Annotated in this window: 22 protein-coding genes; 11 read left to right on the top strand and 11 right to left on the bottom strand. The window is 46.4% G+C overall.

Translation table 11 applies throughout. The features are described from left to right. Nucleotides 1-30 precede the first annotated feature (30 nt). Both BUB30_RS08285 and BUB30_RS08280 read left to right on the top strand, forming a co-directional pair. Nucleotides 31-3,102 (top strand): SusC/RagA family TonB-linked outer membrane protein, encoded by a 3,072-nt coding sequence (locus BUB30_RS08285; RefSeq protein WP_073132677.1) that lies wholly within the window; start codon nt 31-33, stop codon nt 3,100-3,102. Nucleotides 3,103-3,143: 41 nt separating this feature from the next. Continuing rightward, nucleotides 3,144-4,886: a RagB/SusD family nutrient uptake outer membrane protein gene (locus tag BUB30_RS08280; RefSeq protein ID WP_073132675.1), complete on the top strand. Its 1,743-nt coding sequence runs from the start codon at nt 3,144-3,146 to the stop codon at nt 4,884-4,886. Nucleotides 4,887-5,033: 147 nt separating this feature from the next. On the opposite strand, the gene BUB30_RS08275 is transcribed toward BUB30_RS08280, so the two are convergent. Further along, on the bottom strand, nt 5,034-6,941 hold the full coding sequence (locus BUB30_RS08275; protein WP_073132673.1) for a M23 family metallopeptidase: 1,908 nt from the start codon (nt 6,939-6,941) through the stop codon (nt 5,034-5,036). Nucleotides 6,942-7,618: 677 nt separating this feature from the next. Beyond that, nucleotides 7,619-8,248, bottom strand: coding sequence for a hypothetical protein (locus BUB30_RS08265; protein ID WP_073132669.1), 630 nt, complete (start codon nt 8,246-8,248; stop codon nt 7,619-7,621). A gap of 289 nt (nt 8,249-8,537) precedes the next feature. Here BUB30_RS08265 and BUB30_RS08260 point away from each other — a divergent pair, with 289 nt between their 5' ends. From BUB30_RS08260 to BUB30_RS08250, 3 genes are read left to right on the top strand one after another with little or no spacing between them, the layout of a single operon-like run. After that, complete coding sequence (locus tag BUB30_RS08260) at nt 8,538-8,984, top strand: hypothetical protein (protein ID WP_221408674.1); 447 nt, start codon at nt 8,538-8,540, stop codon at nt 8,982-8,984. Nucleotides 8,985-8,994: 10 nt separating this feature from the next. After that, nucleotides 8,995-9,684, top strand: a complete 690-nt coding sequence (locus BUB30_RS08255; RefSeq protein WP_073132665.1) for a hypothetical protein — start codon at nt 8,995-8,997, stop codon at nt 9,682-9,684. A gap of 14 nt (nt 9,685-9,698) precedes the next feature. Further along, on the top strand, nt 9,699-10,415 hold the full coding sequence (locus tag BUB30_RS08250; RefSeq protein ID WP_073132663.1) for a DUF1266 domain-containing protein: 717 nt from the start codon (nt 9,699-9,701) through the stop codon (nt 10,413-10,415). A gap of 77 nt (nt 10,416-10,492) precedes the next feature. Here BUB30_RS08250 and BUB30_RS08245 read toward each other — a convergent pair whose 3' ends face one another. Beyond that, nucleotides 10,493-14,875: an NACHT domain-containing protein gene (locus BUB30_RS08245; RefSeq protein WP_143164815.1), complete on the bottom strand. Its 4,383-nt coding sequence runs from the start codon at nt 14,873-14,875 to the stop codon at nt 10,493-10,495. A gap of 113 nt (nt 14,876-14,988) precedes the next feature. On the opposite strand from BUB30_RS08245, the gene BUB30_RS35095 reads away from it, so the two are divergent. After that, nucleotides 14,989-15,150, top strand: coding sequence for a SymE family type I addiction module toxin (locus BUB30_RS35095; protein WP_178377053.1), 162 nt, complete (start codon nt 14,989-14,991; stop codon nt 15,148-15,150). A gap of 101 nt (nt 15,151-15,251) precedes the next feature. Here BUB30_RS35095 and BUB30_RS08240 read toward each other — a convergent pair whose 3' ends face one another. Further along, the gene (locus tag BUB30_RS08240; protein ID WP_221408673.1) at nt 15,252-16,067 is read right to left on the bottom strand and encodes an alpha/beta fold hydrolase; all 816 of its coding nucleotides are present in this window, start codon (nt 16,065-16,067) and stop codon (nt 15,252-15,254) included. Nucleotides 16,068-16,273: 206 nt separating this feature from the next. Here BUB30_RS08240 and BUB30_RS08235 point away from each other — a divergent pair, with 206 nt between their 5' ends. Further along, nucleotides 16,274-16,777 (top strand): VOC family protein, encoded by a 504-nt coding sequence (locus BUB30_RS08235; protein ID WP_245804050.1) that lies wholly within the window; start codon nt 16,274-16,276, stop codon nt 16,775-16,777. 81 nt (nt 16,778-16,858) lie between these two features. Then, nucleotides 16,859-17,425, top strand: coding sequence for a DUF4136 domain-containing protein (locus BUB30_RS08230; RefSeq protein WP_073132659.1), 567 nt, complete (start codon nt 16,859-16,861; stop codon nt 17,423-17,425). 169 nt (nt 17,426-17,594) lie between these two features. On the opposite strand, the gene BUB30_RS08225 is transcribed toward BUB30_RS08230, so the two are convergent. Genes BUB30_RS08225 through BUB30_RS08220 form a run of 3 tightly spaced genes read right to left on the bottom strand, consistent with a single transcriptional unit; the run spans nt 17,595 to nt 18,881 of the window. Next, nucleotides 17,595-18,248, bottom strand: a complete 654-nt coding sequence (locus BUB30_RS08225) for a carbohydrate-binding family 9-like protein (RefSeq protein ID WP_178377052.1) — start codon at nt 18,246-18,248, stop codon at nt 17,595-17,597. A gap of 24 nt (nt 18,249-18,272) precedes the next feature. Then, nucleotides 18,273-18,407: a hypothetical protein gene (locus tag BUB30_RS35775; RefSeq protein ID WP_262485788.1), complete on the bottom strand. Its 135-nt coding sequence runs from the start codon at nt 18,405-18,407 to the stop codon at nt 18,273-18,275. A gap of 24 nt (nt 18,408-18,431) precedes the next feature. Continuing rightward, nucleotides 18,432-18,881, bottom strand: a complete 450-nt coding sequence (locus BUB30_RS08220; protein WP_073132655.1) for a YybH family protein — start codon at nt 18,879-18,881, stop codon at nt 18,432-18,434. Nucleotides 18,882-19,283: 402 nt separating this feature from the next. Between BUB30_RS08220 and BUB30_RS08215 the strand changes: the two genes are divergently transcribed. Further along, a complete protein-coding gene (locus tag BUB30_RS08215) occupies nt 19,284-19,505 on the top strand; it encodes a hypothetical protein (RefSeq protein ID WP_073132654.1) in 222 nt (73 codons plus the stop codon). A 91-nt stretch (nt 19,506-19,596) separates the two neighbouring features. Here BUB30_RS08215 and pdxR read toward each other — a convergent pair whose 3' ends face one another. Next, nucleotides 19,597-21,072 (bottom strand): MocR-like pyridoxine biosynthesis transcription factor PdxR, encoded by a 1,476-nt coding sequence (gene pdxR / locus BUB30_RS08210; RefSeq protein WP_073132652.1) that lies wholly within the window; start codon nt 21,070-21,072, stop codon nt 19,597-19,599. A gap of 108 nt (nt 21,073-21,180) precedes the next feature. Here pdxR and BUB30_RS08205 point away from each other — a divergent pair, with 108 nt between their 5' ends. After that, nucleotides 21,181-21,762 (top strand): hypothetical protein, encoded by a 582-nt coding sequence (locus BUB30_RS08205; RefSeq protein WP_073132650.1) that lies wholly within the window; start codon nt 21,181-21,183, stop codon nt 21,760-21,762. Between the two features lie 11 nt (nt 21,763-21,773). Continuing rightward, nucleotides 21,774-22,313 carry a hypothetical protein gene (locus tag BUB30_RS08200; protein WP_143164814.1) on the top strand — a complete coding sequence of 180 codons (540 nt, stop codon included), beginning with the start codon at nt 21,774-21,776 and terminating at the stop codon, nt 22,311-22,313. Between the two features lie 71 nt (nt 22,314-22,384). Here the strand turns inward: BUB30_RS08200 and BUB30_RS08195 are convergent, their stop codons facing one another. From BUB30_RS08195 to BUB30_RS08185, 3 genes are all read right to left on the bottom strand, one after another. Continuing rightward, nucleotides 22,385-23,098: a DUF4919 domain-containing protein gene (locus BUB30_RS08195; protein WP_073132646.1), complete on the bottom strand. Its 714-nt coding sequence runs from the start codon at nt 23,096-23,098 to the stop codon at nt 22,385-22,387. A gap of 9 nt (nt 23,099-23,107) precedes the next feature. Beyond that, nucleotides 23,108-23,575, bottom strand: a complete 468-nt coding sequence (locus BUB30_RS08190; RefSeq protein WP_073132644.1) for a hypothetical protein — start codon at nt 23,573-23,575, stop codon at nt 23,108-23,110. A gap of 362 nt (nt 23,576-23,937) precedes the next feature. Beyond that, nucleotides 23,938-24,381: a KTSC domain-containing protein gene (locus BUB30_RS08185; RefSeq protein WP_073132642.1), complete on the bottom strand. Its 444-nt coding sequence runs from the start codon at nt 24,379-24,381 to the stop codon at nt 23,938-23,940. Nucleotides 24,382-24,532: the final 151 nt, after the last annotated feature.

The raw sequence follows: 24,532 nt of genomic DNA, 5'->3' as shown, positions 1-24,532 counted from the left end.
TCAACCATCCATAATTTCTAAAACTTTTCTATGAAAAATTTGTATCAAATGCTCCGCGTGGGGCGCCAACTGCCGGCATTGGGCTTAAAGTCCTTTTTGGTAGCGGGAGTATTATCCTTTGTCGCCCTACAGTCGCAAGACGTACGGGCAGAAGGTTACATGTATCAGCAAGGAACGGTAGTGTCCGGTAATGTAAAAGATGAAGAGGGCGCGGCGATGCCGGGAGTAAACATCCTGGAAAAAGGAACCACCAACGGTACCGTGAGCGACGCGAATGGCGACTACAGACTCAATGTGTCGTCGCCCAGTGCTATTCTGGTGTTTAGCTTTGTTGGGGCGGAAACAAAGGAAGTTCCCGTGGGACAACAGACGGAGATTTCTGTGTCACTGACCTCAAGCTTGTCGACTTTAGCGGAGCTTGTTGTGGTTGGTTACGGTACGCAGAAGAAATCTGACGTCACGGGTGCAGTCTCTTCTTTAAAGAGCGAGAACTTTAACCAGGGTGTTGTCACAAATCCCGGGCAGCTTTTACAAGGAAAAGTTGCGGGCGTAAACATCACGACGACGAGCGGTGAGCCCGGCGCTGCTCAAAATGTCATTATCCGTGGTATGGGAAGCTTGCGTTCCGGAACGCAGCCCCTCTACGTGATCGATGGCTTTTTGCTCGACAATTCCACGCAAGGCCTCGACACCAACCCGCTAAACTTTCTTAACCCTTCCGATATTGAAAGCATGGACGTGCTGAAGGATGCCAGCGCTGCGGCCGTATACGGTGCCAGAGCGGCAAACGGTGTTGTGGTAATTACTACAAAGAGAGGAAAATCCGGAAAAACGGAAATGAATGCTTCCGTGTCGACAGGCTGGTCCTCCCTGTCCAATAAGATAAAGGTGTTCAGCGCCGACGAGTTTCGCAGGCAAGTTCCGGCCGAGGGTGGAACGTTGTACGACGGTGGCGGAAATACCGACTGGCAAAAAGAATTAACGCAAACCGGCCTGTCCAAGAAGTTCGACTTTAATATGAGCGGAGCGACCAGCGAGAAGTTTTCCTACTATGCGTCTGTTGGCCTCCAGGATCAGGAAGGGATCTTGAAGAATAGCGACCTGAAACGCTATTCCGGCAAGTTGAACATGAATCAAAAGGCCATCAACGGCAGGCTGAATATCGATTATAACCTGACGGCGTCTCACACCGAAAACTTACGCCCCAGCATCAATTCTACCATCAGCGACATGCTGAATTTGAACCCTACCATTCCGGCCTACACCAACGGCAGCCCAACGCTATTGCCAACGAATGCCCTGAATCCTTTGCAAAGGAATAATCTCTTCAGCGACAAGGCCCTCAACAACCGCATCCTGGCGGGCATTTCACCGTCAATAGAACTATTCAACGGCCTGGTGTATAAGCTGAACCTGGGTGTTGACTACTCCTCTACAAATAGAGACCAGCAGTACAAGCCCTTTCCGACGGTTGTAAATGAGAACAACGTTTCACAGGGCACATTGTCCACGTCCATTAACTCAAACACCAACAAGCTCATAGAGAATACCCTTAACTACAACTGGCACAAGAGCGTTCACAGCCTCAACGTGTTGGCGGGACATTCCTACCAAAGCTTTTTGATCGAAAATAGAACTTTTGCCTATTCCGGCTTCGCCAACAACAACATCGAACCGAAATACCAGGATCAAACCAGTTCAGCCGTATACCCGACAACGGTAACGGCCGATGCCACGAAGAACGAGTTGCAATCCTTCTTTGGAAGAGTGAACTACACCTACGACGAGAAATATTTGCTTACGGCAACCCTTCGTGCCGATGGGTCTTCCAAGTTTGGAACAGGCAAAAAATATGGCTCCTTCCCCTCTGTTGCCCTGGGATGGAACATCAGCAGAGAAGATTTTATGGCTACCTCGGGTATCGACAACCTGAAGCTTCGTGCCAGCTGGGGTAAGACCGGTAACCAGGAGATTCCTTCCAAGATCAGTAAAGCCAGCTATTCGGAAGATCGCTTAATTACCGGTGCGCAAAGTCTGAACACGTATCCCTTGGATCCGAGCGCAACGGCCATTGGAGGTTACCCCTACGGCGTTGTTTATACGCGTTTGGCGAACCCCGGTCTGCAATGGGAATCATCTGAGCAGATCGATGTAGGCATTGATTTCGCCGTCTTTAACAATAGGCTAAGCGGTACGGTAGATTATTTCAACAAGCAATCCTCTAACATTATATCGGAAGTGATTGCGCCAGATCCCGTTTCGCCTTTCCCAACCATCTTTACCAACGTCAAAGGCATGAAGATCCATAACAATGGCATCGAGCTCGGGTTGGATTATAATGGTAATGCCGGCAGCAACTTCTCGTATAACATCGGTGGTAACGTTACCTATATTCAAAACAAGGTTACAGACTCGCCCTATACGGTGTTGACTACCGGAGCGGCCCAAGGTTCCGGACAAACCGGTGCGACCATCAACGGCTATATCAACAATCAGCCCGTTGGCGCATTCTATATGTTCCAATTTGATGGCATTGGTGCCGACGGTCTCAATAAGTTCAAAGACGTGAGTGGCAACGGTTCCATTGGCGACAACGACCGCTCCGTGGTCGGTAGTGCTATTCCGAAGTTCATCTATGCCTATCACCTGAACTTTAAGTACAAAAATTTTGACCTGGGCATTAACTTCAATGGCGTGGCCGGAAACAAGATCTACAACCACACGGCCATGAGCCTGTTCACCAAGGCGCAATTGTCGAAGTCCAACAACACAACGGATTTTGCTGTTCAGTACCCCGAAGAATCGACGACCAACGCCAACACCGTATCCACGCGGTATTTGGAGAGCGGCTCTTTCCTGAGATTGAACAATGCAACGCTTTCCTACAACCTGACCTCCGATAAAGTCGGATTGTCGAACATCTTCCGGAACGCCCGTTTGTCGCTAACCGGCCAAAACCTGTTCGTCATCACCAATTATTCCGGATTTGACCCTGAGATCAACACCGGAACGGCGATCGGCGGAGTTCAAACCTTCGGGATAGACTACTTCACGTATCCAAAAGCAAGAACAATTTTGATCAGCCTTAACGTGACATTCTAAAACAAACATTTCGCTTAGTATCACTTCGAAAAAGAAATCAGATGAAAAATATAAGATATAAGAAAGCACTACCGATAATTATTTTACTGGCATTTTTCGGTTGCACGTCGTTGGATGAACAAATTCTGGATGAGTCTCTCAGCGGAACGGGCCAGTCAGAAGTTGTCAGCGGATCGATCGCACCGGTTTATGGTATGCTCCGTCAGGTATGGATGCACACGGTTAATTTCGGTCTTCAGGAGATCGCCGCCGACGAAGCCATTCTTCCTTACCGTGGCGGTACAGACTGGTATGACGGAGGCAAATACATCGCTATTCACCAGCACCTCCCGACGGCCAGCAATGCCCTGGTGGGAGACTCCTGGAGCGCGATCACGTTATGTCTGGCGAGAGCAGTAGTTGCCACAGAAAATTTGAAACCGGAAATTGAAAAAGGTAACGCAGCCGCTAAGGATGCGATGAATGAAATGATCACCATGAAGGCATACCTCAACATGTTGGCACTCGACAACTGGGGTATTGCTTTCAAAAAAGAGACTTCCGATAAGCAATCCGAAATTGTCAGGGGACAAGAAGCAATCGACTATATCGAAAGTGAGCTTTTGTCGGTGGTGGATGTGATGAGCAATTCCAACAACCCGGGAAGGTTTACGAAAGATGCCGTGAGCGGATTGCTGGCACGTCTATATTTGAATGCCGCCGTTTATCGCGATCCGTATGGAACACCTGCCTTTAAGAAGGAGGACATGGATAAGGTTATACAGTACACAAGCAGTATCATCGGCGGGGCGCATACATTGGCTCCCGAATACTTCTCACTGTTCAACGACGATAACCATACCAACACGGAACTGATCTTTGCACTCGACCAAAGAGGTGTACTCGAAACCGACCAGCAAAGATGGGCCTATTGGCCGATATCCGGTGCCCTGATCCCACGCCCCGAATTCCCAAGCACGCGAGGAACCGATGCAGCCGCAGCCACCCCTGAGTTTATCCAGACTTGGATGGATGCCTATGCTCCCGTAGATCCTGCCGCTGCAGATGCCCGCTTTTATCAGGAAAATACGATCATACCCGATAACCTTAAAGACCTGACCGGCGTAAACCCGACGAACGATGCGGACCATTACTATTGCATACCGGCGACAAAGTTTGAAATCAACCGTGGATTCCTTCGCGGTGTGATCTGGGGCCCCCGCAAAGACAAGAGCGGTAACATCTTGACTTGCGCCGATGGAACCGTGAGGATCTATCCCGTGATCAAACTAAATGATGCCGACGCAAACAAAGTCTATGTCACCCACACGCTCAACGTTGATTTTACCGATCAAGGTAGTCTCCACAACACCGGCTATAGATTTTCAAAGTATCAGTTCAGCCACACCGCCACCAACTGCTGTTCCTACAGCAGCGTTGATTTGGTCTTGCTTCGGTTGGGAGAGGTTTATTTGATGAGAGCCGAAGCGAAGTTGAGAAATGGCGACGCTGCCGGCGCGCTGGCCGATGTGAACACCCTGAGAACTTCCAGAAACGCGCGCGCCTCACAAACGCCACAGCCTCTGGCCTCTATCGACCTGCCCACATTGTTCCGCGAATCGGGATTTGAACTGTACTGGGAAGGCTTGAGACGAGTCTATCAAATCCGGTTCGGCCAATACGAAGGAACCTGGACCGGCAAAACCGACACCGATCCACACAAAAGATTGTTCCCGATCCCTCAAAAAGCAATGGACGGCGCCTCTAACCAAGCAGGATATTTAGTACAAAATCCTGGATACTAGAACCGTCAGCCGATTTTAAAAAGAATAGACTGTCCTTTAAAGGTCGAAAGCTGCACAACAGCTTTCGACCTTTTTTAATGACACGGAGTGGAAAAAATGTTTGTCGTCAAATTTTCTATTTGAAGGGTCGCATAACGTACGATCACACTAACTGTACGGAAATTCCACGGCAACAAGCCTGCGTTGCTGACTTTGTTGTGCATACCTCACTACTTCCACAAAGCTATCCCAGTTGGTGTTTTGCCACATCTCTACAGGACCATCCATCTTTTTCACGATGCCTGCCCAACGATGTTCACTTCCATTGACATAGGGGAACATGTGAATACAATATTTACCATGCACTTTGTATGCATCGAGTTTACTTTCAAATTCAGTAAGGCTTGTACTATAAAAAAGTTCTGTGGTGTAGCCAGCACTTCTGGAAATGCCGATCCAGTGTCTTGATCCGTTCAATGCCACATTAGAGACGTGCACCAGCGCTCTGCCGTCGTGTGCCAGTTCACTTACCTTTGTTTTGAAGGCATCCCAACTATCGCTCATCCAGCAGGTGTTCGCCCACGTGCCCTCCTGGGCGATACCGAAATATTTTGTAGTGCCTCCGTCATCAAAGGCATGTACATGGATCGTTCGCTTTCCATGTTCACTGTGCTGCCGGGTGGCTTCGTCGGCAAAGCTGCTCCAGGTGTCTTTTACCCAAAAACTGGATTTGTCAGTTGACTTACGAAATACACCTACCCATCGCCTGTGACCATTATCTAAAAAACTGGATGCATACGTGATGGGATAGCCCGCATCGGCATAGGCGTGTACTTTCGTTTTAAACGAATCGAAGTCCTCGCTTTTCCAAAACTTGTAGTCCCAAGTGCCGTGTACGGTAAGTCCGGCAGTGGGTACTTTAAACCCGGGCCAGGTAGACTCCGGCCATATCGCTACATATTCTCTGGGAATTCCCTCGGCATCGAGTCTTTCCCACTGGCTGTTATTTTTTGGCGGATTCGATTTTTTTGTGTCTACGATCCAGGCCTTTCGAAAAGGAAACGGTACAAGAGCGCCATACATGTCTCCATATGCGCAGTGAACATGTGTATGGGGGCCTGAGGCGTTTCCGGAATTGCCCGCTCTGCCCAACATGTCGCCGGCGCGCACAAAAGGTTTTGGATTTTTCGCGGTAGGTTTCAGTTCTGCAGGAATAGAGTGCTGCTGAAAATGAGTATAGTATACATATACCTCACCATGCTTTACCCACACATGATTGGCCTCTGGTGCGGGAGAAGGAGGGGATTCTCCTGTATACGTATTGGCGGGAGTATCATCCTGAGCTTTAACAACAATTCCATCGGCCATGGCCCTGACGGGAATTCCCCATATTCGGAAATCGGAATTTTTTGTCGGTTTGGTAATGCCATCCTTATATTGGCTGATCGGCTCGCCATTCACACTGCCCTCCAGAAATATATCGTGGGCATAGATCTGCCAGCCATCAGCGCCACCATTTGCCCAGTGCTCGCCACGGGTCACAAAATATTCGCCACTTTTTATATCGGCTGCGCTGAAGGGAAACAGAAAAGCTCCTTCGGTAGTGGGCGATGTAAAGGGCGCCAACTCAAAGTCTTTGGTCACCACTACCTCACTAAAGTCGGCACACTGTACATGAATGGATATTTTCTTCGGTGCGGGTCCATCATGGTAGTATTGATTAAAAGCTTGTTGTGTGCCATCCGCGTCCAGGTTTACCGTGCCATTGCTCCAGGTGGCTGTTTTATGCGGGTTGATCCAACCGTTAATATCGATGGTCGATTCACCATCGGCTCTGTCGTCGGGGTCAATCGCTTTTGTCACGGCTTCCATCCCTTTTTTCGGGATGCTACTGTCGGGAAAATGAAAGGCAATGTGCGTTACCTGCACCTTTTTGTTTTCGTTGTTGGTGATGCGCAGGCGCACAATGATCTTTGATCTTGCGGTGCCTCCCTTGAATGAGGGGGCCTGAGCAAGATAACGCAGCTTGTTGTCCAATACGGGCTCTACTGCAATGGTGAGATTGGGTTTTGACATAATAGGGTTTTTTAAAGATTAAAGATTATAGATAACACGTGTGTAAGCGTGGCAGCCAATCGTTCTCCTTTGCGGAGATCTATGCTTATTCAATTCTCATGATCGAAATTGCAGAAACGATGGCATTGGACCATTGTAAAAAATCGTCAACCTTCTCGGATAGGGTTACGCATCCCTGCATTCAGGTTGCCCTAAACGGCGGGTTCATTTCGCGGGTCTGCAGACCAAAAACAATTTCCGTTTTCTAAGGATGATGATGCAAATGATCACCCTGAACTGAAAAAATACCGACACTCAGATCGTCTGGGGATTGCCGCAGGAAAAGGGGGGTCTGGGGGGTTACTCCCAATTTAAATTGAAAGACTTGCATTCAGGACAAATCTGATTTTCGCCTTTGAGATTAGCATAGATGCATTTGTTACAATGCCCGGTCTTATTAATATGTATGGTGAGTATTTTTGAATCTATTAAATCCAACGCAGTGATCTTTCTTATTCTCTCGAGTAATGATCCCATGCCTTGCCGTTCCCGAATAGTCTGAAGTTCTTTTTTTTGTTCCGTTGTCAACGGCGGAATCTTTATATCGTTCTTGCATCGGGGACAATGCTTGATCTGCAGATCATTCATACATTTTACTTCCGTTAAAAGCCAGTTGGATTAAAAATCAAATACAATGTTTAAGGATGATGATACAAATGCTCGTCATGGACCGAAAAAACCTCGGCACTCAGATCGTATAGAAGCCCAGGTCCCGTCTGCATAAATTCCTGCAGGTTCCACAAAACAATATCCTCACCGATTTGATCATGCGTGAGTTCCTCGCCGTCGACTAAAAAAATTCTTTTTCCCCAAAGATCAGGAGCGCTGTCCGTTGTACTGTTCTCCAGGTACTTCAATTCGATGGGTGTCATTTCCCCATATTTGTAGGCGCTTGAGTGTGCCCTGCCATAAATACCAAAGTCTCTTCCATCTTTTTTCAAGCGCATGGCATAACAGTTTTCCGAACTCTCCAATAACACGGCAAGAGAATTTTGTTTTTCGAAATGCTTCCCAATGGCAGCATCATCGTCATACCGCCTCCGTGCAAAATCGGACTCGATCATACTTAAAGGTAGCATGTAATGCGCCAGGATGGTGAAATTATTGCAGAAGGAGACCGCCAGAACATCTTTTTCCGGGTAAATGTATTGTCCCAACGTTGCTTTTTCTTTTGAAGCAACCTGCGTGAATCCAAACGATTCAAGCAAATCAGGAATGGAACAGGAGGGAAGCCCCTCGATCACCAACAAATTTTTATATATCCCCATACAGGCAGCTTAAAGATCTTCCATTTTAAATCGACGATAATTTAAGAAAAAATATGGATCAGAACCCTCTACGCATAGTAGAAGTGGCGTCGTACGGCTATCCCTTTTTCATTCCACTTGTAACATACACCCCCTGAGTATGGGGAGTATGACATAAAAAATTAACGATGAATTTACAACGGTGTCGATATTCTACGATAGATTTGTTTGTATAGTTTCTAAATTGCTATTGGGCTACACGCCTAAAACTATTGCCTTAAATTAAACCCTGTTAAACACTATGATCCCCATGACCAAATCAATTTTTATCGCTCTACTCATTGCCTCTTCCTCCACTTCTGTTTTTGCCAGACTTAAAATCCCTTTTGGAGAAAGGGAAGTATTGCACAAGGTCTATGACTTGCCCAATACCGAGGAATTTAAAGTAGAACATGGCAATTTTATGGACCTGGCCACCTTTCATAAGGAATTCAACATTGCTTATTTTCTTCCCTTATACGTCACCGAAGAACCGAAATTGGTGGGTTATGATGAACAATCCGACACGTTTTATGAGATTCCCCAAAACGAACTGGATGCGATTTTAGCAGCACAAAAGCTGAATAAGGATGATCTTAATAAGTTGTCTTTCTACACCCGGTATGGAGGCAAACTCGTAGCACTACTGATTATCGGGTTATTGATCTGGGGGGCGATCCCTTCGAAAAAGGAAGAAGTAGAATCTACGAACGTTTAACCTAACCGGTATGGACCCCATTTTTTTAACGCCGGTAGCCGTCGTTATTATAAGTTTAGTGGTGATGGTGATCATGAAAAAACGTCACCAGGCTGCACAAGCTGAAATAAATATTGATCAGGAACGCGGGAATTATGCTGCCTACAAAAATGAGTTGTTGAACCGGGATTTTTCTTTTCTTAAAACCTGGATGAAGGGTAAAGCCATTGATGCCTTCAGTTCTGCGTCTGTCCCTCAAAGCACAGCCGACAAAGTTCAAAACCTCGTCGGTGATGGACTAAAAAATGTAGCGTTGTCAGCGGTTGGGGTAAAACTCAGGCGGGTAGAAACCGATGCTTTTTTGGTTTTGAGTGGTAGGGATCTGCATTTTTTTGCAACCGATACAGATGGTGAATTAGAAGACCACCTGGTCTTCGACAATTTTCGCATAGAAAAAGCCCGGCTACAAGATGGCGGAGTATTAAAAACGCAGCTTGGATTCTATGCAAAACAAGCCGAAGCAGATCTGCCCAAAGTTCAGCTCATCACGTTTGATATTGACGGACAACCCCTGTCGCTTGAAATTCACGATCGATTGAGATATGAGGTAGACCCAGCGGATGTGTTGAATCTGATAAAACTACATCAAATCAGGGCCAAGTACCAGGTAGTGGGAGAGGGGCTCCTGGCGGAATTAAAATCTCGATTTTCTAACTTATAACGAACCGATATTTTATGAGTTTTCTGACGAAATTATTCAAGGCTTTTTCGGATTTACAGCTAAATGATAAGCAACCGCTACACGGAGAACAACTTGATTTTGTATTGGTAGGCTCCATGTATGCCGCTCAGCAATCGGCTTATTTAAACTCCTATACGACGGGGTTGAGTGAGGACGAACTCAGGGAATTATTAGAAGAGTATTGGGATATTTATAGCAACGAAGATGGAAAGGAAGTACTGGCCAGTTTAATAGAGCGGAACACGGACCCTTATCTTTCGGTTGTCTATGAAGCGTATGAGCATAACGAGCGTTATGTTGAAATATTAAAATCCGGATTACCCGGCGACGAAGACAGCTTCCAGCAATATCTCCAAATCTATAGGAAATTGAAGGACGTAATCCCGGAAGTTACGGCACAGGATGGGGTGTTTGAAAACTATGCTGCGCTGAAGAAAACAAAAGATGCAGGATGGAATTATGGCCGGGCTTCATTCATAGCCAGATGTTGTTTTGATATGGGCTATCTGTCGGAAAATGAGCTTAAACAATACCTGGAAGCGAGCTATCTGGGGTTGAAAAAGTTCTGTACGACTTGGAAAGAATATACTTCGAGTTATGTGTATGGAAGAGCTTTGTGGGGCGGGTCTCATAATGAGGGGATGATATCTATTGGGGAGGATTTGTTGAGTAATAAGAGGAGCCCTTTAAGAGCTAAAGTGAACATTTAAGTGCCAAAACAGATGCGTTTTGGCTGAACGGTTCCGATTTTTTCTTATGGTCGCTGCCTATAATTTCGGAATCAAAACTATTTATTTTGGGATTTCCTTATTGATAATTTCTGCTTTTTCTGTCTTTTAGGTCGCGTAGATATTTTGTTCTTGGTGCCTTTCGAGCTAATTTTTGCCTGTGATTTTTGGGTCTTTACTGAATGCTTTTTTGCTAATCGCTCATCCCCCTCGACCTTTGTTGTTAGGGTGCCTTTAATTTTTATTCCATCAAGATGATAGAAACCTGAAATGTTTAGACGCGTGCCGTCGTCGCCAGATTTTGAATTTAATATCTGCTTTTCTCCGACCAAACTCCAGATGATACAGAGGTCCTCTTGACTAAGGAAGTCGGAAAGTAGGTCCTTCCTGATGAAAAGACTAGACTGGCTTGCATTATTTACGGAAGGGTCAAAGCATGCCATTTGGCCATTCTGATCCAAGAACTCACCTTCGCGGGCTGAAAAAGTGAGAGACAACCGTTCCTTGATGTATTGGGTCGGTTTGAAGTAGCCAATGGTGGTCTCTTTTGAGTGGTCGTATTCAGCTTCCCAAGTGAAATATTCCGATGTTCGTCTGACGGCGCCAACGAATTTAGTGCCGTCAGCCGCAAACACGTCAATCCAATCTTCACCATTATAATACGTTTGGTTAAAGAAATGAAATGCTGGCGACCAATAATATTCTCTGCTAAATATTGCATATAAACTTCTTGCTTCCGGGAAAGCACCTCTGAAGAAGAGTTTTGAAAATGATTTTTTAAATGCCGTTAGATTTTTTTTAGAGATAAGAAAGCTTCTAATTTGATACCAGATTCTTTTTGACGGCGAGGTGGTGGTATCGTTAACTCCTAGTTCGGATTGCCGCCAATCGGGATGCCCTTCCAAGCATATCCAACTCGTTCCATCATCATTATTTGTACGCTCCAAGCATGAGGCAATTTGCGGTAAATTCCTATGGTCGCGGACCCAATGTCCGATTGGGGCGTCGTCGTGATTATTGAAGGGACTTACCCACCATTGACGGGATGCGGGACTTATGGTTCTGGTTTGCCCCGTCTCTCTAATCGTCATAGTTGGATCTATATCACGGACGAATGGGTGCCAGGGTCCGTCACATTGTATTTGGTGCTTACCCTCAAAATCGGTTTCGTCCGCCATTTTGTAGTGATCAGCAACTCTTGCCAAAATCTCATGAAACACCAACCACTGATATTTTTTTCCAATCCTTTCTCCGGTGGAGCTGGTTCGACCGCTACCTTGCGCAGTGTCGAATTTATTGAATTTTTTGACTTCATATCCCAGATTAAAAATTTTTTCAATGGCATAGTTGTGAATGCCAAGAAGATCGATCGCCCAGTCGTCGAATGTTCGTTTGAATATGTAATGGCCAAAGTCGCCGTAAAGGCTGCCATTTTGCCCAAAGTTCATCGATTCTAGAATGGCGGTAGCTCCCCAATTTTGCTTCCCAAACTCGCCGGTTTTGCCTGACGGACGATATTTGCGTTCTATTTCTTCATAAGTTGGTAATACCGTTGGGATAGGCATGCTCTTATAAGGTGGTCTTACGTCATTGATATTGAACCCTAACCTTATACCCCTGTAACTCGCATATTCTATAACGCCTCTGGCGTAGTCCCGAGCTAGATGGTGCGGAAATATTATTTCTTGGCTAAAAAAGTGCTTGTGGATATATTGACTGATTGGGCTCAGGTGAGTTGTTGAATTCGATCTTATAGCGCTCCCATATACAGCGCAGTATAGACGTTCTGTCACATACGCATCATTTACATTTTGAAAGTTGGTAAGTAGTGGAATGACAAGGTGCTGTCTTTTCTCCAGTAGACAAATCGCTCCTTTCGTTGCTGCATCACGAAGCTCCCGGTTGCTACTTGAAAAAAGCCAGCATAGGAGCAGAAGAGATAGCCTTATGGATTCATCTGAAATGTGTGATTTGTCGTCGTTGCCCCAAGCCCAGTCGATCAGTCGTTTGATAGGATTGATTTGGGCATTGCGTCCATACTTGGGGTGAATCCAAATTGTCCAAAATGAATCACGATCAGAAAGTGTGAGGGCCAACAGGCGGGCATGGATATAGTCGGCATTAAAGAAAAAATTAGCACGCGTCGATAGCAAAATTGCTGTATCGAGAAATGGGTATGTTAGAGATTCATTCTTATCGATTACTTCGGATACGAATAACTTAGTCCCGTCCATTATGTGTTCATTAGTTCTCCAGACTAATGAACTAACGAACGAATCGGCGATTGGCTTAAAAAGCCTAGCATGAGGTAGTAGCTCGAATAGTTCTTTACCAGTTCTTTCGGGTACTTGAATAGACAATGCTTCGAGAATGTTTTGAAAGTTTCGGGCTTCACGTTCGTTTTTCAACATGTGAAGTATCGGGCCATCTTTGATTATTTTATCGTCGTTCTCGACTACTAAATATTCATCGAGCAGTTTCTCTGCCACTAAGAAGTCTTGAAGGCGCTGGTACGACAAAAAAACGACGATCGACTGTTTGCCATTCTGATCAAGTTTTACATCCTCCCGAAAGACACCTTCTGCAATTAAGCGCCTTAAATATGGTTCCTTTTTAGCGCATTGACTATCGAACACACTGTCCACCAGAGCGGAGGCTTCGTCATATGGAATTGTGTCGACGTTGTCAGCCGAAATTTTTGATATTATTTTGGATACAGATCGCTTGACTAGTTTTTTATTAAGATCATAATCGAGCTCTGTTGGGCGGCTAAGTTTATTGTCGATACTATCGACGAAATTCGCGATAACCCTGGAAAGGCCAATTTCGGTGAATGTATGTTCGTGCTTTAGTTGATTTTGTGCTGCAATGCAAAAAAGTTTTAAAAATAATGGATTGTGAAATTCTGGATTCAAAATGGGGGTGGAGGGGAGTTCTATTTTGTGGTATTTAAAAAACGCTAGCGTTGCCTCATAACCTATTTCGGAGAAGCCCGTATGCCGGTATCGTAATAGGAGATTTCTGTCAGGTTGATCAGGTGCGATTAGGTCTGCGAAACTATCACGTACCGTGGTCACAAGTCCCAGCCACGGATGTCGCGCTATTGAGTTTATAAAGTAGGGTAGTTCGCTAGGCCAAATTGATCTTCCTTCCCCTTCGTTCAAGGCGTCAATAAATATGATGATACGCGATTGGATCGACTCTGCTTTAGCATTCAGTGCTGTAAGAAAAGTATCCTGGTCAATGTTACGTTGACCCAATTGATTATTAAGAATCTGGGTCCATGGCAGTTCTTTGGTGGTAAAATGTTCGCCGAGGAGGAAAAGGCTAATGTGTCCATCTATTTTTCTTTTATTTATTGCGTCGGCAAGCAGGTGCGATTTTCCTATTCCGGCTTCGCCAGTTATTAATAGAAAAGGACTATTCCAAAGCTTGGCCTCGTGATTTGAGAGGAAATCGAGCAACTTACCTACTTGTCTGCCGAACGGATCAAACATGGAGCGCTGCCGTTGGTAGTTTTTAATATCCTCCTCTGTGGCGCCGCTACCATAACCCTTCGTGAAAAAATATCCTTGTATTCCACTAAGTCCCTCATCTATTATTTTTGCAAGTAGATCCTGAAGATTCGAAAGAGGTAGGGTAGCGGTACCGGTCCAATCGATCGATTCAAATATTGACTTAACAGTTTCGACTGATGCGCGCAAAGCGCTCACTATTGGAGCTATATTGGTATCTTCGTCGATTTCAAAGTCTTTGTACTTATTGACAAATTCGCGGTATAAAATTTCCGCATTTTCCCGAAATGAATCGCTCCTTGATAAGCCTGTAAAGATTTTAGCAATTGGCAAGTCGAGGTTTAAAGATTTCGTGTATCGACTGCCCAGCCGGATAATGTTATCCTCATTTTTTCTATCAAACCAAGCGTCCGTGAACTCATTGCTGTTAAAGAAGAAATAACGCAATCCTTCGTTTCCATTTTTGTTAATTCTTGACAGTAGTTCCGAATTTCCCCAATATGTAAAGTCTACATTTCGCTTGATTTTCTTTGCTGCATATTTTTTCCATTCGTTAACTTTGTTTTTCCATTTGTCCAGAAGTGATGCTTTTTTAGAATGCCTGAGATCGGGAAAATCAATTGGGAAACAGACGATATATCGACTCAGGTCGCGATGACTGTCAATTGCCCGTCTAACTGATTTGTCTATGTTTGCCCACTGACTGGCGTTGAAACTAGTCATGAAGAACTTAGCTTGCCATAGAATTAAATCGCCAGTTTTTGTCGTCCAATAGCATTCTTTGCCTGCATCTGGTTTGCCTACCCTAAAAAACTGGACTTGACCAGGAATTATTTCTTTGGAGGCAAGCTGGCAAATTAGTTCTTCGAAGCCTTCATTCTGGCTGTTATTTACTGATCGGATACTATGCCAATTGAAGGTAATCATGGTATTGGGCATTTAATAGTCATGAAATCAAAATACGATTGTGCGTTTTGTGGCTGTAATTCTAATCGGCGGTGCCAAAGATTCTACCTGTATGAATTGGGAATATAGTAAAATTGACAAACTGGGCCAATTCCGCCAATTTTGATGTTTCTGCCGGCAAATGGCTCGAAGCCTGTGGCTTTGAAGTGGGCCGGTTCATTCACGTGCGGCCCTTGAACAACCCCGTCGTGATCACCTTGCAGGATGAGCGCCCGGATGAAGAGCCGAAGACCTAATCAGAGGGCTCGCCAACGTCGGAGTCCGGGACGGCGCGTGCGGGTGCCATGAGACGAGAAGATCGATGCGGGTCTCGCATGGCACCTTGTTTATCGCGCCATTACTGTAAAAAACGATCCAAATAACCGAATAAGATTTGCGTTTGCATGATCAAGCTCCAATGCCCCTGCGACGGAACAATGGCCAATTGCGATTTGGGCATAGCGCCAAAATCGGCACAGATGGCACCGCCCAGGAGTTGATATGTTTTGATCAACTCAATTTTGTCCAGCCCATCGTTGTCGCCCGCGATCAGCAAGACGGGCGCCGTAATTTTCGCGATATTTTCTTCACCCAGGTCATAAGGCTCGCCGGCTAAAGCAAACATCTGTTCCAGGAACTTTGGCCATTTTGTTTTGTCGGGAGCCACGGCGTTGTAAGCGGCATGCAGTGGCGAGTTTGTAAACATCTCGGGCTTCCTGTTTTTAAACGCGTTGGTTACTTCCGGCATCCAACCACTGGTTTTATAAGTAGTAGAAATGATCACCAAGTTTCTTAACCGCTTCGGACTTTGCAGGGCAAACTGGTAAGCCACCGTGCCGCCAAAACTATACCCGACTACATCCGCCGTGTCAATCTCCAGGTAATCCATCACGCCTTCCACATCACTGGCCAACGTAGCACGCGATAAGGTTCTCTCTGAAAAGGGTGTATGCCCGTGTCCCTGCAATTCAAGGGCAATTACTTTCCTCGTTTTCGACAGTTCAGGGATGAGTTGGCCCCAGTTCATATCGATGGTCATATACGCGCCATGCAGCAAAATAACAGGCCTGCCCTCGCCATAGATTTCGTAATACACTTCGATGCCATTAACCGGTGCGTAGCCGCTGTTGATAAGTTTATCGGGTTGCTCCTTTGATTGCGATGCTGTAGCCATAGGGATTGCTGTTATTTTAATTTTTGTTGACAGCACAAAGTTGGAATTCATTTCAGGATTGGACCGGGTGTGAACTCGACAATTTTGGGGTGAATCGCGACAACGGTCGCCCACCCCGTAGACAGCGGGGGTAGGAGACAGGCTTATTTTTTGTCGCATTTTTACGAAGTCCCTGCTACCCGTTCGGATTAGCTTTGAGTAAAAAAATGAAACGAAACATCATGGTAGCCGCGGTGATCGTATCGACACTGGCTGCTTTTACTCAAATCCAAAAACCAAATTCTAAAATGGAACCGCGATTTACGATTTTAACGTTAGGGGTGGACGATCTTGAGAGGTCGTTCAAGTTTTATCATCAGGGTATGGGGTTGGCTTCAAAAGGTATTGTCGGCAAGGAGTTTGAACATGGCGAGGTGGCTTTCTTTGACTTAAAAAACGGGATGGTCCTTGCCCTGTATACCCGGGATAATTTGGCCTGGGATGCCCAGGTGGGAAGAGGCAACCCCTCATCGACGGAATTTTCAATTGGCTATACTACCCGCAACGAAGCCGAAGTGGATAGCATCATGACCCAGGCCAAGAAAGCGGGTGCCACCATTGTAAAACAGGCTCAAAAAACTTTTTGGGGAGGCTATGCCGGCTATTTTCAAGACCCGGACGGGCATCTTTGGGAAATTGCTTTTAATCAGAATTTGATTCCGAAAGATTAGCGTTTGGAGGGTTGGCTATTTCATACATTTTGGAACACAACGAAGGCTTAAAGTCTTATCTTAGCATAAACCCCCTCTCCATTGAAAAAATTACACATCCTGCGGGTGAGCATTTGCCTTGCCCTATCCGTGTCGCTGCGAGCGCAATCCATCAAGTCGGACCACGACACCCAAACCGATTTCAAGAAGTTCAAGACGTATGCGTGGCTTGCTCCTGGCGACAGCGTCCTGAACCGATACCGCAGAGACAAGCTCTATGGTGGTTCCATCACTTACGCTGCCAATCAGGAACTGATCAGCCGGGGCCTGAAGATGGACACCCTACACCCGGACGCCGTCTTTCTCTTCTTCACCAGCGTGCAGGAAATCATGACCTATTCGCAGACCCCTACGCTCAGCCTGGGTGTGGGTGTGGCGGGCCCCGGATACTATGTGGCCGGCTCGGCCCCGGTTGCCGGGGGGAAGATCATTGCCACCGCCGAAGAAGACGGTATATTAAAGTTTGCCATGTACGACACGCAAACCCGGAAACAGGTGTGGACCGGCATGGCCAACAAGACGTTCAAGTTGACCGACGACGTCCAGCAACTGGTGATGGACTACACCGCCAAGATCTTCAAAAAGTATCCTGTCAAGAAATCGCGTTGAGGCTCAATGCGAATGCGGCTTTTTAACCGGCGGGGAATTATTTTGGCCCTGGCCTTAAGGCCAGGGTTATTAGGCTACCGATGATGGGTGAATGTCGTTGAAAATAGTATGACGTTGTTGCGCTGCCAGATATTTTGGCCATCCAGCTTGGTTTTCTTCTGTTACATCGCTATTCCAATTGAAAGATCCCGAAGGATGACGGGATGTGGAAATCGGGCGTAGCCGATGCCGGTGTCACCCAGCTGATCCATTGCATCGCCTCTTGTTGCAGATCGATCTTCATACATTTGCCCCGGTACAAGCCACAACGCAACGTGCCATGGGTGAGCAGGCCCAGGTCTTTCAGCGACTGCAAACCTATCCTGCCCGTGACCACATAGCCATTCTCATCCAGCCGGGCCTGTACCTGCAGTTGACCCGAAGGCCATTGCCAGGCGCTATCGAATTTCCGGTAGTAGTTGGCGCGGTAGTCGTACACGCGGGCCAGTGAGTCTATCTCGAGGCAATAGTAGGTCGACAGGGTGGTGTCGGGGCTGAAGAAAATTTCCACGCGATCGCCAAAGATCACTTCCGACTTTTCATTCTTGTCCACATACGTTTTGATGTCTTTGTCCCGTACCCGGAATTGCCAATACAACCCGTGGTCGTCGTGCAGTGCCCGAAACGTGATCGCCGCCGAGGGCTTCTCGGGTTCCCAGGGAAAAACAAAGTCATGCAAAGCATGGGCTTGCTCCCACGACACAGAATCGTGTGCGGTAGTTTCGCCTAATGTATCATGCAACATGCGTCTGACCGTATAGGTTTTGGGGTTCGTCGGTTTCAAAGCCATTCAGTTTTTTTGCACAAGTTATTTGAATTTCGGGAACAATACGATCCCTTGTTCCTCCCAATGCTTTTTGAAATACACATCGAGTCCTTTTTCCAAACGGGCCATGTCCTTTTTTGCGGCCGGCGTCCGTCCTGTTTCAGCGTAGGCGGCCATGCGGGGATAAATTAAAAATGACAGTTAAGGCTTTGATGTAAGGTCAGCTTTGCCGGTGGTTACGTCGACGGGGACCGAGACATGTTCGAGCACGATCAGCCAGTGTCCCTCGATCTGGCGATAGCCGTCGGTGACTCGGACGGTCCGGTCGATGGCGCGGCCGTTTGTGTCGATTCCGGTGACGCGCTGGATGCTATGGCTAAACGCGACCGTTCCGTCGACGGTGATGGACAGATCGTTGATGGCGATTTTTGGAGTTCCCCTGAAGTGCGAGAAGAAGCCAACCCAAGCTTTGCGATAAGCCTCTGCGCCCTGATGCTGTCGTGGTGGCACGACATCGAAAACGACGAGACTGCTGTCGGATATATAATTCTTCATCATCGCGTCTACATTCCCCGCGTTGAAGGCCGTCACAAACTTGTCTTCCAGCGTGCGGATCGCCGCCTCTTCATTTGATACTGTTGTGGTGGTCATGTTAGTCGTTGTTGGTTGTGCACTTGCCAGGAATTGGACGCCCGCGCAGAGGAATAACAGCAACGCCCTGTGGGCCCATTTGCATTTCTTTTTTTCGTTTGGACGGGGTTGTATTCTTGCTCGTGCAGTGTCACTCATTTTTCCGGCTTCGAAAACTTAGGTTTAACACGCAGCGCACGGGTTTTGTTGATAGATTTTTATTTGGGATGGGTACTTTGGGTATCGGCGGCTCCTACGGCGATTTGACAATTTCTCGTAGAATATTTAAATTCGATAGACACTCGTATGCCCATTCCCAGGGTGTTGGGCCAATGAAACCTGCGAACAGTTTCGACCCACGAAGCGAGCTTGGTATGCCGTTTGAGTTTAAATAGTCATAACATCATACTAACTGAAATAATTATGTTTGTCCCCATCACATCAGAAGTTACCATTAACACCGGAACGGTGCTTAAGGAAATTGCGACGGATCGGCTTTTCGAAGTAGGCCGAAGAATGAGTGATACAGAAGAAGTTTTGGGAGATGATCCCTGGGAACTGACCGAAATAGACCCCGGGCACTCTGCGCGAACCATTTCATTGCATTATACGGAACTGGCCATGAAATATTTCGCAGAAGTTTAAGATCAAAGCTTTTCTGAAACCTTCTCAAACGCAGGGCTCCCGTCAGAACGATGGGGAGAAAAATCGCCTTCTTGTGGGCGAGTTGGGGATATTATTCCAAAATCTCTTTCAGGATCTGAACCGCTTTCTCCTGCTCTTTAAAATTTAAGGAGGCAAAGCCCATGCCCACCGCGTTGTATTTTTTTCTTTTTGTATCGTAGTCGGTCCCATTGCCCATGACAAGCCCTTTTGCAAGCGCTTTCGCAGCGACTAGCTGCAGATTTTTTTTTAAGAATGAAACCCATACCAGCATGCCTCCTTCCGGAATTGTAAAAGAAACATGTTTTCCCAATTCACTGGTCAGCAAGCTGCAGAAGTGGTCTCTTCGTTCTTTATAAAGCTTCACGGATTTTTTAAGGTGTCTCGCAATGGTGCCATCCTTGAACATTTCCGCAACGGCATTTTCAATGATGCTGTCGCCATGAGAGTCGATATATTTCCGGAAATGCGCCGCAGCGCGTATGAACTCCCCGGGCGCCACGATAAATCCCAGCCGGATGGCGGGAGCCAAGGACTTGGTCAGCGTGCCTAAATAGATCACATTTCCATTCAGGTCGAGACTGGCCATGGGCATCATCGGCTTGCCGTCATAGTGAAAATCATAATCGTAGTCGTCTTCCATGATGGCGAATTTGAATTTTGCGGCCAGTTCCAGCAGGCGGATCCGCTTTTCAGGCGTGAGCGTCGCAGTCGTGGGGTGGTGATGGTGCGGAATGACATAAACCATCCGGATGCTTTTCTGTTTACAGATCTTTTCGACAGCGTCGATATCCAATCCATCTTCATCCACCGACACATAATTTATCCGGGCCCCGATTTGTTTAAACGTTGACTGCGCTCCGATGTATCCGGGTGTCCCGACAATGATCTCTTCTTTTTGTTTTACCAGTAGCGACGCAGCGATATAAATGGCCATCTGGGCGCCCTTCGTGATCAGTATATTTTCGGGGGTGATCCGCAAGCCCCGGGTGTCGCATAAAAATGCAGCCAGGTGTTCTCTTAAATAAAGTGTCCCTTGTGCATTTCCATACATCAGGTATTTTTTGTTGGACGGAATGCGTGAAAGACTTCTTATTTTTCTGACCAGGTCCTCCATAGGTGCGAGGCGCACATCCGGATAGCCACCATCCCGCAAAATTATTTTTCCAGCCGAAGGAAAATCAGAAGATAAGACATCCTTTGCATCGGGGCCAGCGTCATATTTGAATCCCGTCTTTTGGGGTAACGTGAATTCGCTGCGGTCGTCGCTTAATTTCTTTGGCGACAACGTGGAGGGATCCACCTTCACAAACGTTCCCTTTCTGGGCAGCGTCTCAATCCATCCTTGGGCGTCCAATTCCTGAAAGGCAGCCACCACCGTCATGCGGTTGATGTGTAAGGCATCCGCGATCTCCCGCGAACCGGGTAATTTTAATCCCTTTCGAAGTCTTCCCAGGTGAATGTTTTGAATAAACGCATTCGTGATCTGCAAGTAAAGCGGGGTATCCGACGACCGGTCGATCTTGAGCAATTCCTTTACAAGCTGCATTCCCTGGATTAGTTAAGATATTAAAACTGGATTACTTGCACCATCCAGCAAAAATATACTTTTGCAACAACACCCATCGGACAAGTTCCGGATTTAAATAAATCTTCTATGAAACAATTACGGGTTCCGGTAGTACGCCTCTGCATAATCTGCCTGCTGGCGGTCTTCCTGTCCTTCGACGGGGTGGCACAGAAAAAGCCTGACCCATCTTCCGCAGAAAGCAGCGGACAGCACGACTTTGATTTTGAGATCGGCACCTGGAAAACGCACCTGAAGCGACTTCAGAAACCCCTGACCGGATCGACCACCTGGGTGGAGTACGACGGCATCAGCGTGGTCAGGAAGGTTTGGGATGGAAAAGCCAATCTGCTTGAACTTGTGGCCGATGGCCCCGCCGGACATTTCGAGGGACTGAGTCTTCGGCTCTACAATCCTGAAACCCGTCAGTGGAGCCTCAATTTTGCAAATTTAAAGGGTGGTAGTATGGCCTTGCCTACGATCGGTGAATTTAAGAACGGCCGCGGTGAGTTCTACAACCAGGAGACGTTGAATGGCCGTGCCATCTTTGTTCGATTTATTATTTCAGACGTCACTCCAACGTCAGCCCGCTTTGAGCAGTCTTTCTCGGAAGACGGTGGAAAGACGTGGGAGGTGAACTGGATCGCGGTAGATACAAAAGTGAAAGATTAAATCTAATGAGTATGATCCAAAAGAAAATGAAAAATGCAGCGTCGCTCTTTATCACTGCACTGTTAGTCTTAACGCTGCAATCGACATCCTATGGACAGCGTTCATTTGAAGACCCCGACTCTCTGATCCTTTGCCTTCATAAGGTGCTTTCGGGTCCCGCCGGCGCGCGCAACTGGGAATTGTATAGATCACTTTTTCACGAAAAAGCCATTCTCGGTGTGGTAAGAACAGACGCACAAGGGCATCCGTCCTATAGCAGTTCGACGCCCGAAGAATACACCAAACGGACCGACGAATTTTTCCGCACCAACGACTTTTACGTAGAGGAGACCCACCGGATTACTGAGCGATTTGGAGATATTATGAGTCTGTTCTCCACCTATCAATTCCGCGTGGGAGGCGGCGCGAAGAGTCAACAAAGGGGGAAAGGGATAAACTGTTTTCAACTCATTCATGATGCAGGCCGCTGGTGGATCATTAGTCTTCAGTACACAAACGAGCGACCGGATCTTCCTATGCCTAAACAATATGAAGGTATTGACGTGAAGTGACCGGGGATGTTGTTTAGGCGATCTCAAAAATAACAAGCCGTGTGCAAAAAAAAGCAGGTTGTTGCCAGGCGTTAGTTCTCCTCCACAATGTAGTCCTCTTTCTTTAAAAAAGGTTTCCAATGAGAGAGTTCGGCGTATCGGATCAGAATTTCGTCCATGGCACGGGAGTATCCGTTGTACGCTCCAAGAAGTCTTTTGCTCTTGTCTAACATTAGCGCCGTTTTGTTGGGGTTACACCGGAAAGCGGCCTCGTAGATGGAGATCCCCTCAAAAAAGTTATTAATTAAAAAAGGATAGTCATACGAACCGTCTCCATATTTAAAAACGGAAGAGAGCACTTTCACGAGCATGGCGAAATGTAGCCCCGAAAGACTATCGTTCCCAAGTTGTTTGTAGGCCAGAGAGATTTCTTTGTGCCCGGAAATATTATTAGGACTTAACGATAAAAGATCTTTTGCCTTGGAAATGGCGTCCTTATATTTTTTTTCCTCGTTCAGCTTGTACATCGTATTGGCCAGACTATCCAGGAGGCTTGGATTGGTATGGGCCGTTTGAACTTTATACCTTGTGTAACTGATAATTTGTTCAGCGGTCACGGTAGTGTCAAGTTGGGTTAATTTATTTTCTACCGATTTGTAATAATATTCAGATGTAGGATCCGTGGATGCCGAAAGCGCAATACTGAATTTTGGTATAGCGACTTTTGGTTGCCCGCCATACAGTCTTTGTCCGAGTGCGCCACTGACAAAGAGGATAAAGGCTATAGTCAAATAATGTTTTTTCATGCAAGGGGGCTATAGATACCAGATATGTACAAGATCCAGGTTTTGCTCTTGAGCATCCTTGCTGATGGCGATAAGGGCTTCCACGGCCCCAACAGCATCATCATTGACTGGAATATCCTCTCCATGCGCGGCCGTCATTTTCTCAGACCATTTATGCGTGAGGGCCCGGGCATCATTTTTATTGAACCTGGAGAATAGATCTATAATGGCGGTGTCCACAAAAAAGGCGCCGCCTGCCTCTGAATCGAAGTAGAACTTTGTTGTATCCAAACATTCTCTGAGCCCAAATTCGCCAACATCTAGTAATTCAGTGGCAGAACCCACCAGAAAATTTAAATCGTTGGGTTCAAGATGAAGACTGAAGTCAGCAAGCTTGCTTTCAGATTCAAGTTGCTCTAAAAAATCAAAGTCAAACGTTTTGACGGCGTCAATGATTTGTTGTTTATCTCCAATAGCGAATTGCAGCGTCAATCCCATAGCATAGTTTCTTTATAATTACAATTTCGGCAATTTAAGGGCAAACCGGATGATAAACTACATCCTCAGCAGGTCTTACAGAACAACGATCTTCCGGTGAACAACCTTATCGCCCTTTCTTATCCTTAAATCGTTCAGCCCACGGGGAGGTGGTCGAGATGAATGGTTCTGGTTTTTGGGCCTTTTCGTTTTTCTATTGGACAGTATCTATTGTCGCAGCTTCTGCAAGCCTATGTACCTGGCGATCTCGTCTTTGTCCATCCTAATAACAGGTTAACGACGAACCTGTGCTGACTTCACTTATGGTAATCAAACTCTCACGAAATGAAGTGGTCGGGGGCGGAATCTCCACCGAGACGGACTCAAGCTTCAACTGCCTTGGTCACCTTTCGATAGATGAAGGCGTTGTAGATGTGTCTTCTGGCAAAGCGATCGGGAGAGTCAGCGTTCACAAGTTTTAGATAGATATTGCGGGGAACTCCGAAGTACTCAAAAGCGCCACCATCAGCAAAATACACCTGAAGTGTCTGCCCCTTGTATTGAAAGTCGGTCATTTTTGAAGCCGCGATAGCCGCTGTATACTCTTCAAGCTTCTGCGCCCGTGTTTCGGGTGCAATACTTACTAAAAAATGATAAGCCTCAATAAAAGCTTTACTTTTTTCTTCAGCGGCGGCTTTCTCTTCGTTAGATTGAAATTTGTCCGGATGCCAGTCTTTCATGAAATTCCGGTAAATGGTCTTCAGCTCTTTTAAATCGGCAGATTCACCAACACCTAAGAGCCGCCTGTATTCGATTATTCTTTTCATTGCGGCGCAAAAATAAGATATTTATTCAAAAACAGGACTTCAGTAGTATTTTAGTAAGGTTGTTTTTGTATACACGGGGAATCCAGTGTAATTATTTGTCATCAGTTCCTTATAACGCTTGTTTCAGGTAGGTGAAAACATAAAACGAACA

It is taken from the genome of Chryseolinea serpens (assembly GCF_900129725.1).
GTDB classification, from domain to species: Bacteria; Bacteroidota; Bacteroidia; order Cytophagales; family Cyclobacteriaceae; genus Chryseolinea; species Chryseolinea serpens.
The sequence above is the reverse complement of the archived record's forward strand: the minus strand, read 5'-3'. Positions and strand labels throughout refer to the sequence as shown.

Excerpts from the sequence above, each read along its gene's own strand:
- BUB30_RS08285 (WP_073132677.1), top strand. The coding sequence starts at position 31 with ATGAAAAATTTGTATCAAATGCTCCGCGTGGGGCGCCAACTGCCGGCA.
- BUB30_RS08280 (WP_073132675.1), top strand. The coding sequence starts at position 3,144 with ATGAAAAATATAAGATATAAGAAAGCACTACCGATAATTATTTTACTG.
- BUB30_RS08275 (WP_073132673.1), bottom strand. The coding sequence starts at position 6,941 with ATGTCAAAACCCAATCTCACCATTGCAGTAGAGCCCGTATTGGACAAC.
- BUB30_RS08265 (WP_073132669.1), bottom strand. The coding sequence starts at position 8,248 with ATGGGGATATATAAAAATTTGTTGGTGATCGAGGGGCTTCCCTCCTGT.
- BUB30_RS08260 (WP_221408674.1), top strand. The coding sequence starts at position 8,538 with ATGACCAAATCAATTTTTATCGCTCTACTCATTGCCTCTTCCTCCACT.
- BUB30_RS08255 (WP_073132665.1), top strand. The coding sequence starts at position 8,995 with ATGGACCCCATTTTTTTAACGCCGGTAGCCGTCGTTATTATAAGTTTA.
- BUB30_RS08250 (WP_073132663.1), top strand. The coding sequence starts at position 9,699 with ATGAGTTTTCTGACGAAATTATTCAAGGCTTTTTCGGATTTACAGCTA.
- BUB30_RS08245 (WP_143164815.1), bottom strand. The coding sequence starts at position 14,875 with ATGATTACCTTCAATTGGCATAGTATCCGATCAGTAAATAACAGCCAG.
- BUB30_RS08240 (WP_221408673.1), bottom strand. The coding sequence starts at position 16,067 with ATGGCTACAGCATCGCAATCAAAGGAGCAACCCGATAAACTTATCAAC.
- BUB30_RS08235 (WP_245804050.1), top strand. The coding sequence starts at position 16,274 with ATGAAACGAAACATCATGGTAGCCGCGGTGATCGTATCGACACTGGCT.
- BUB30_RS35775 (WP_262485788.1), bottom strand. The coding sequence starts at position 18,407 with ATGGCCGCCTACGCTGAAACAGGACGGACGCCGGCCGCAAAAAAGGAC.
- BUB30_RS08220 (WP_073132655.1), bottom strand. The coding sequence starts at position 18,881 with ATGACCACCACAACAGTATCAAATGAAGAGGCGGCGATCCGCACGCTG.
- BUB30_RS08215 (WP_073132654.1), top strand. The coding sequence starts at position 19,284 with ATGTTTGTCCCCATCACATCAGAAGTTACCATTAACACCGGAACGGTG.
- pdxR (WP_073132652.1), bottom strand. The coding sequence starts at position 21,072 with ATGCAGCTTGTAAAGGAATTGCTCAAGATCGACCGGTCGTCGGATACC.
- BUB30_RS08205 (WP_073132650.1), top strand. The coding sequence starts at position 21,181 with ATGAAACAATTACGGGTTCCGGTAGTACGCCTCTGCATAATCTGCCTG.
- BUB30_RS08200 (WP_143164814.1), top strand. The coding sequence starts at position 21,774 with ATGATCCAAAAGAAAATGAAAAATGCAGCGTCGCTCTTTATCACTGCA.
- BUB30_RS08195 (WP_073132646.1), bottom strand. The coding sequence starts at position 23,098 with ATGAAAAAACATTATTTGACTATAGCCTTTATCCTCTTTGTCAGTGGC.
- BUB30_RS08190 (WP_073132644.1), bottom strand. The coding sequence starts at position 23,575 with ATGGGATTGACGCTGCAATTCGCTATTGGAGATAAACAACAAATCATT.
- BUB30_RS08185 (WP_073132642.1), bottom strand. The coding sequence starts at position 24,381 with ATGAAAAGAATAATCGAATACAGGCGGCTCTTAGGTGTTGGTGAATCT.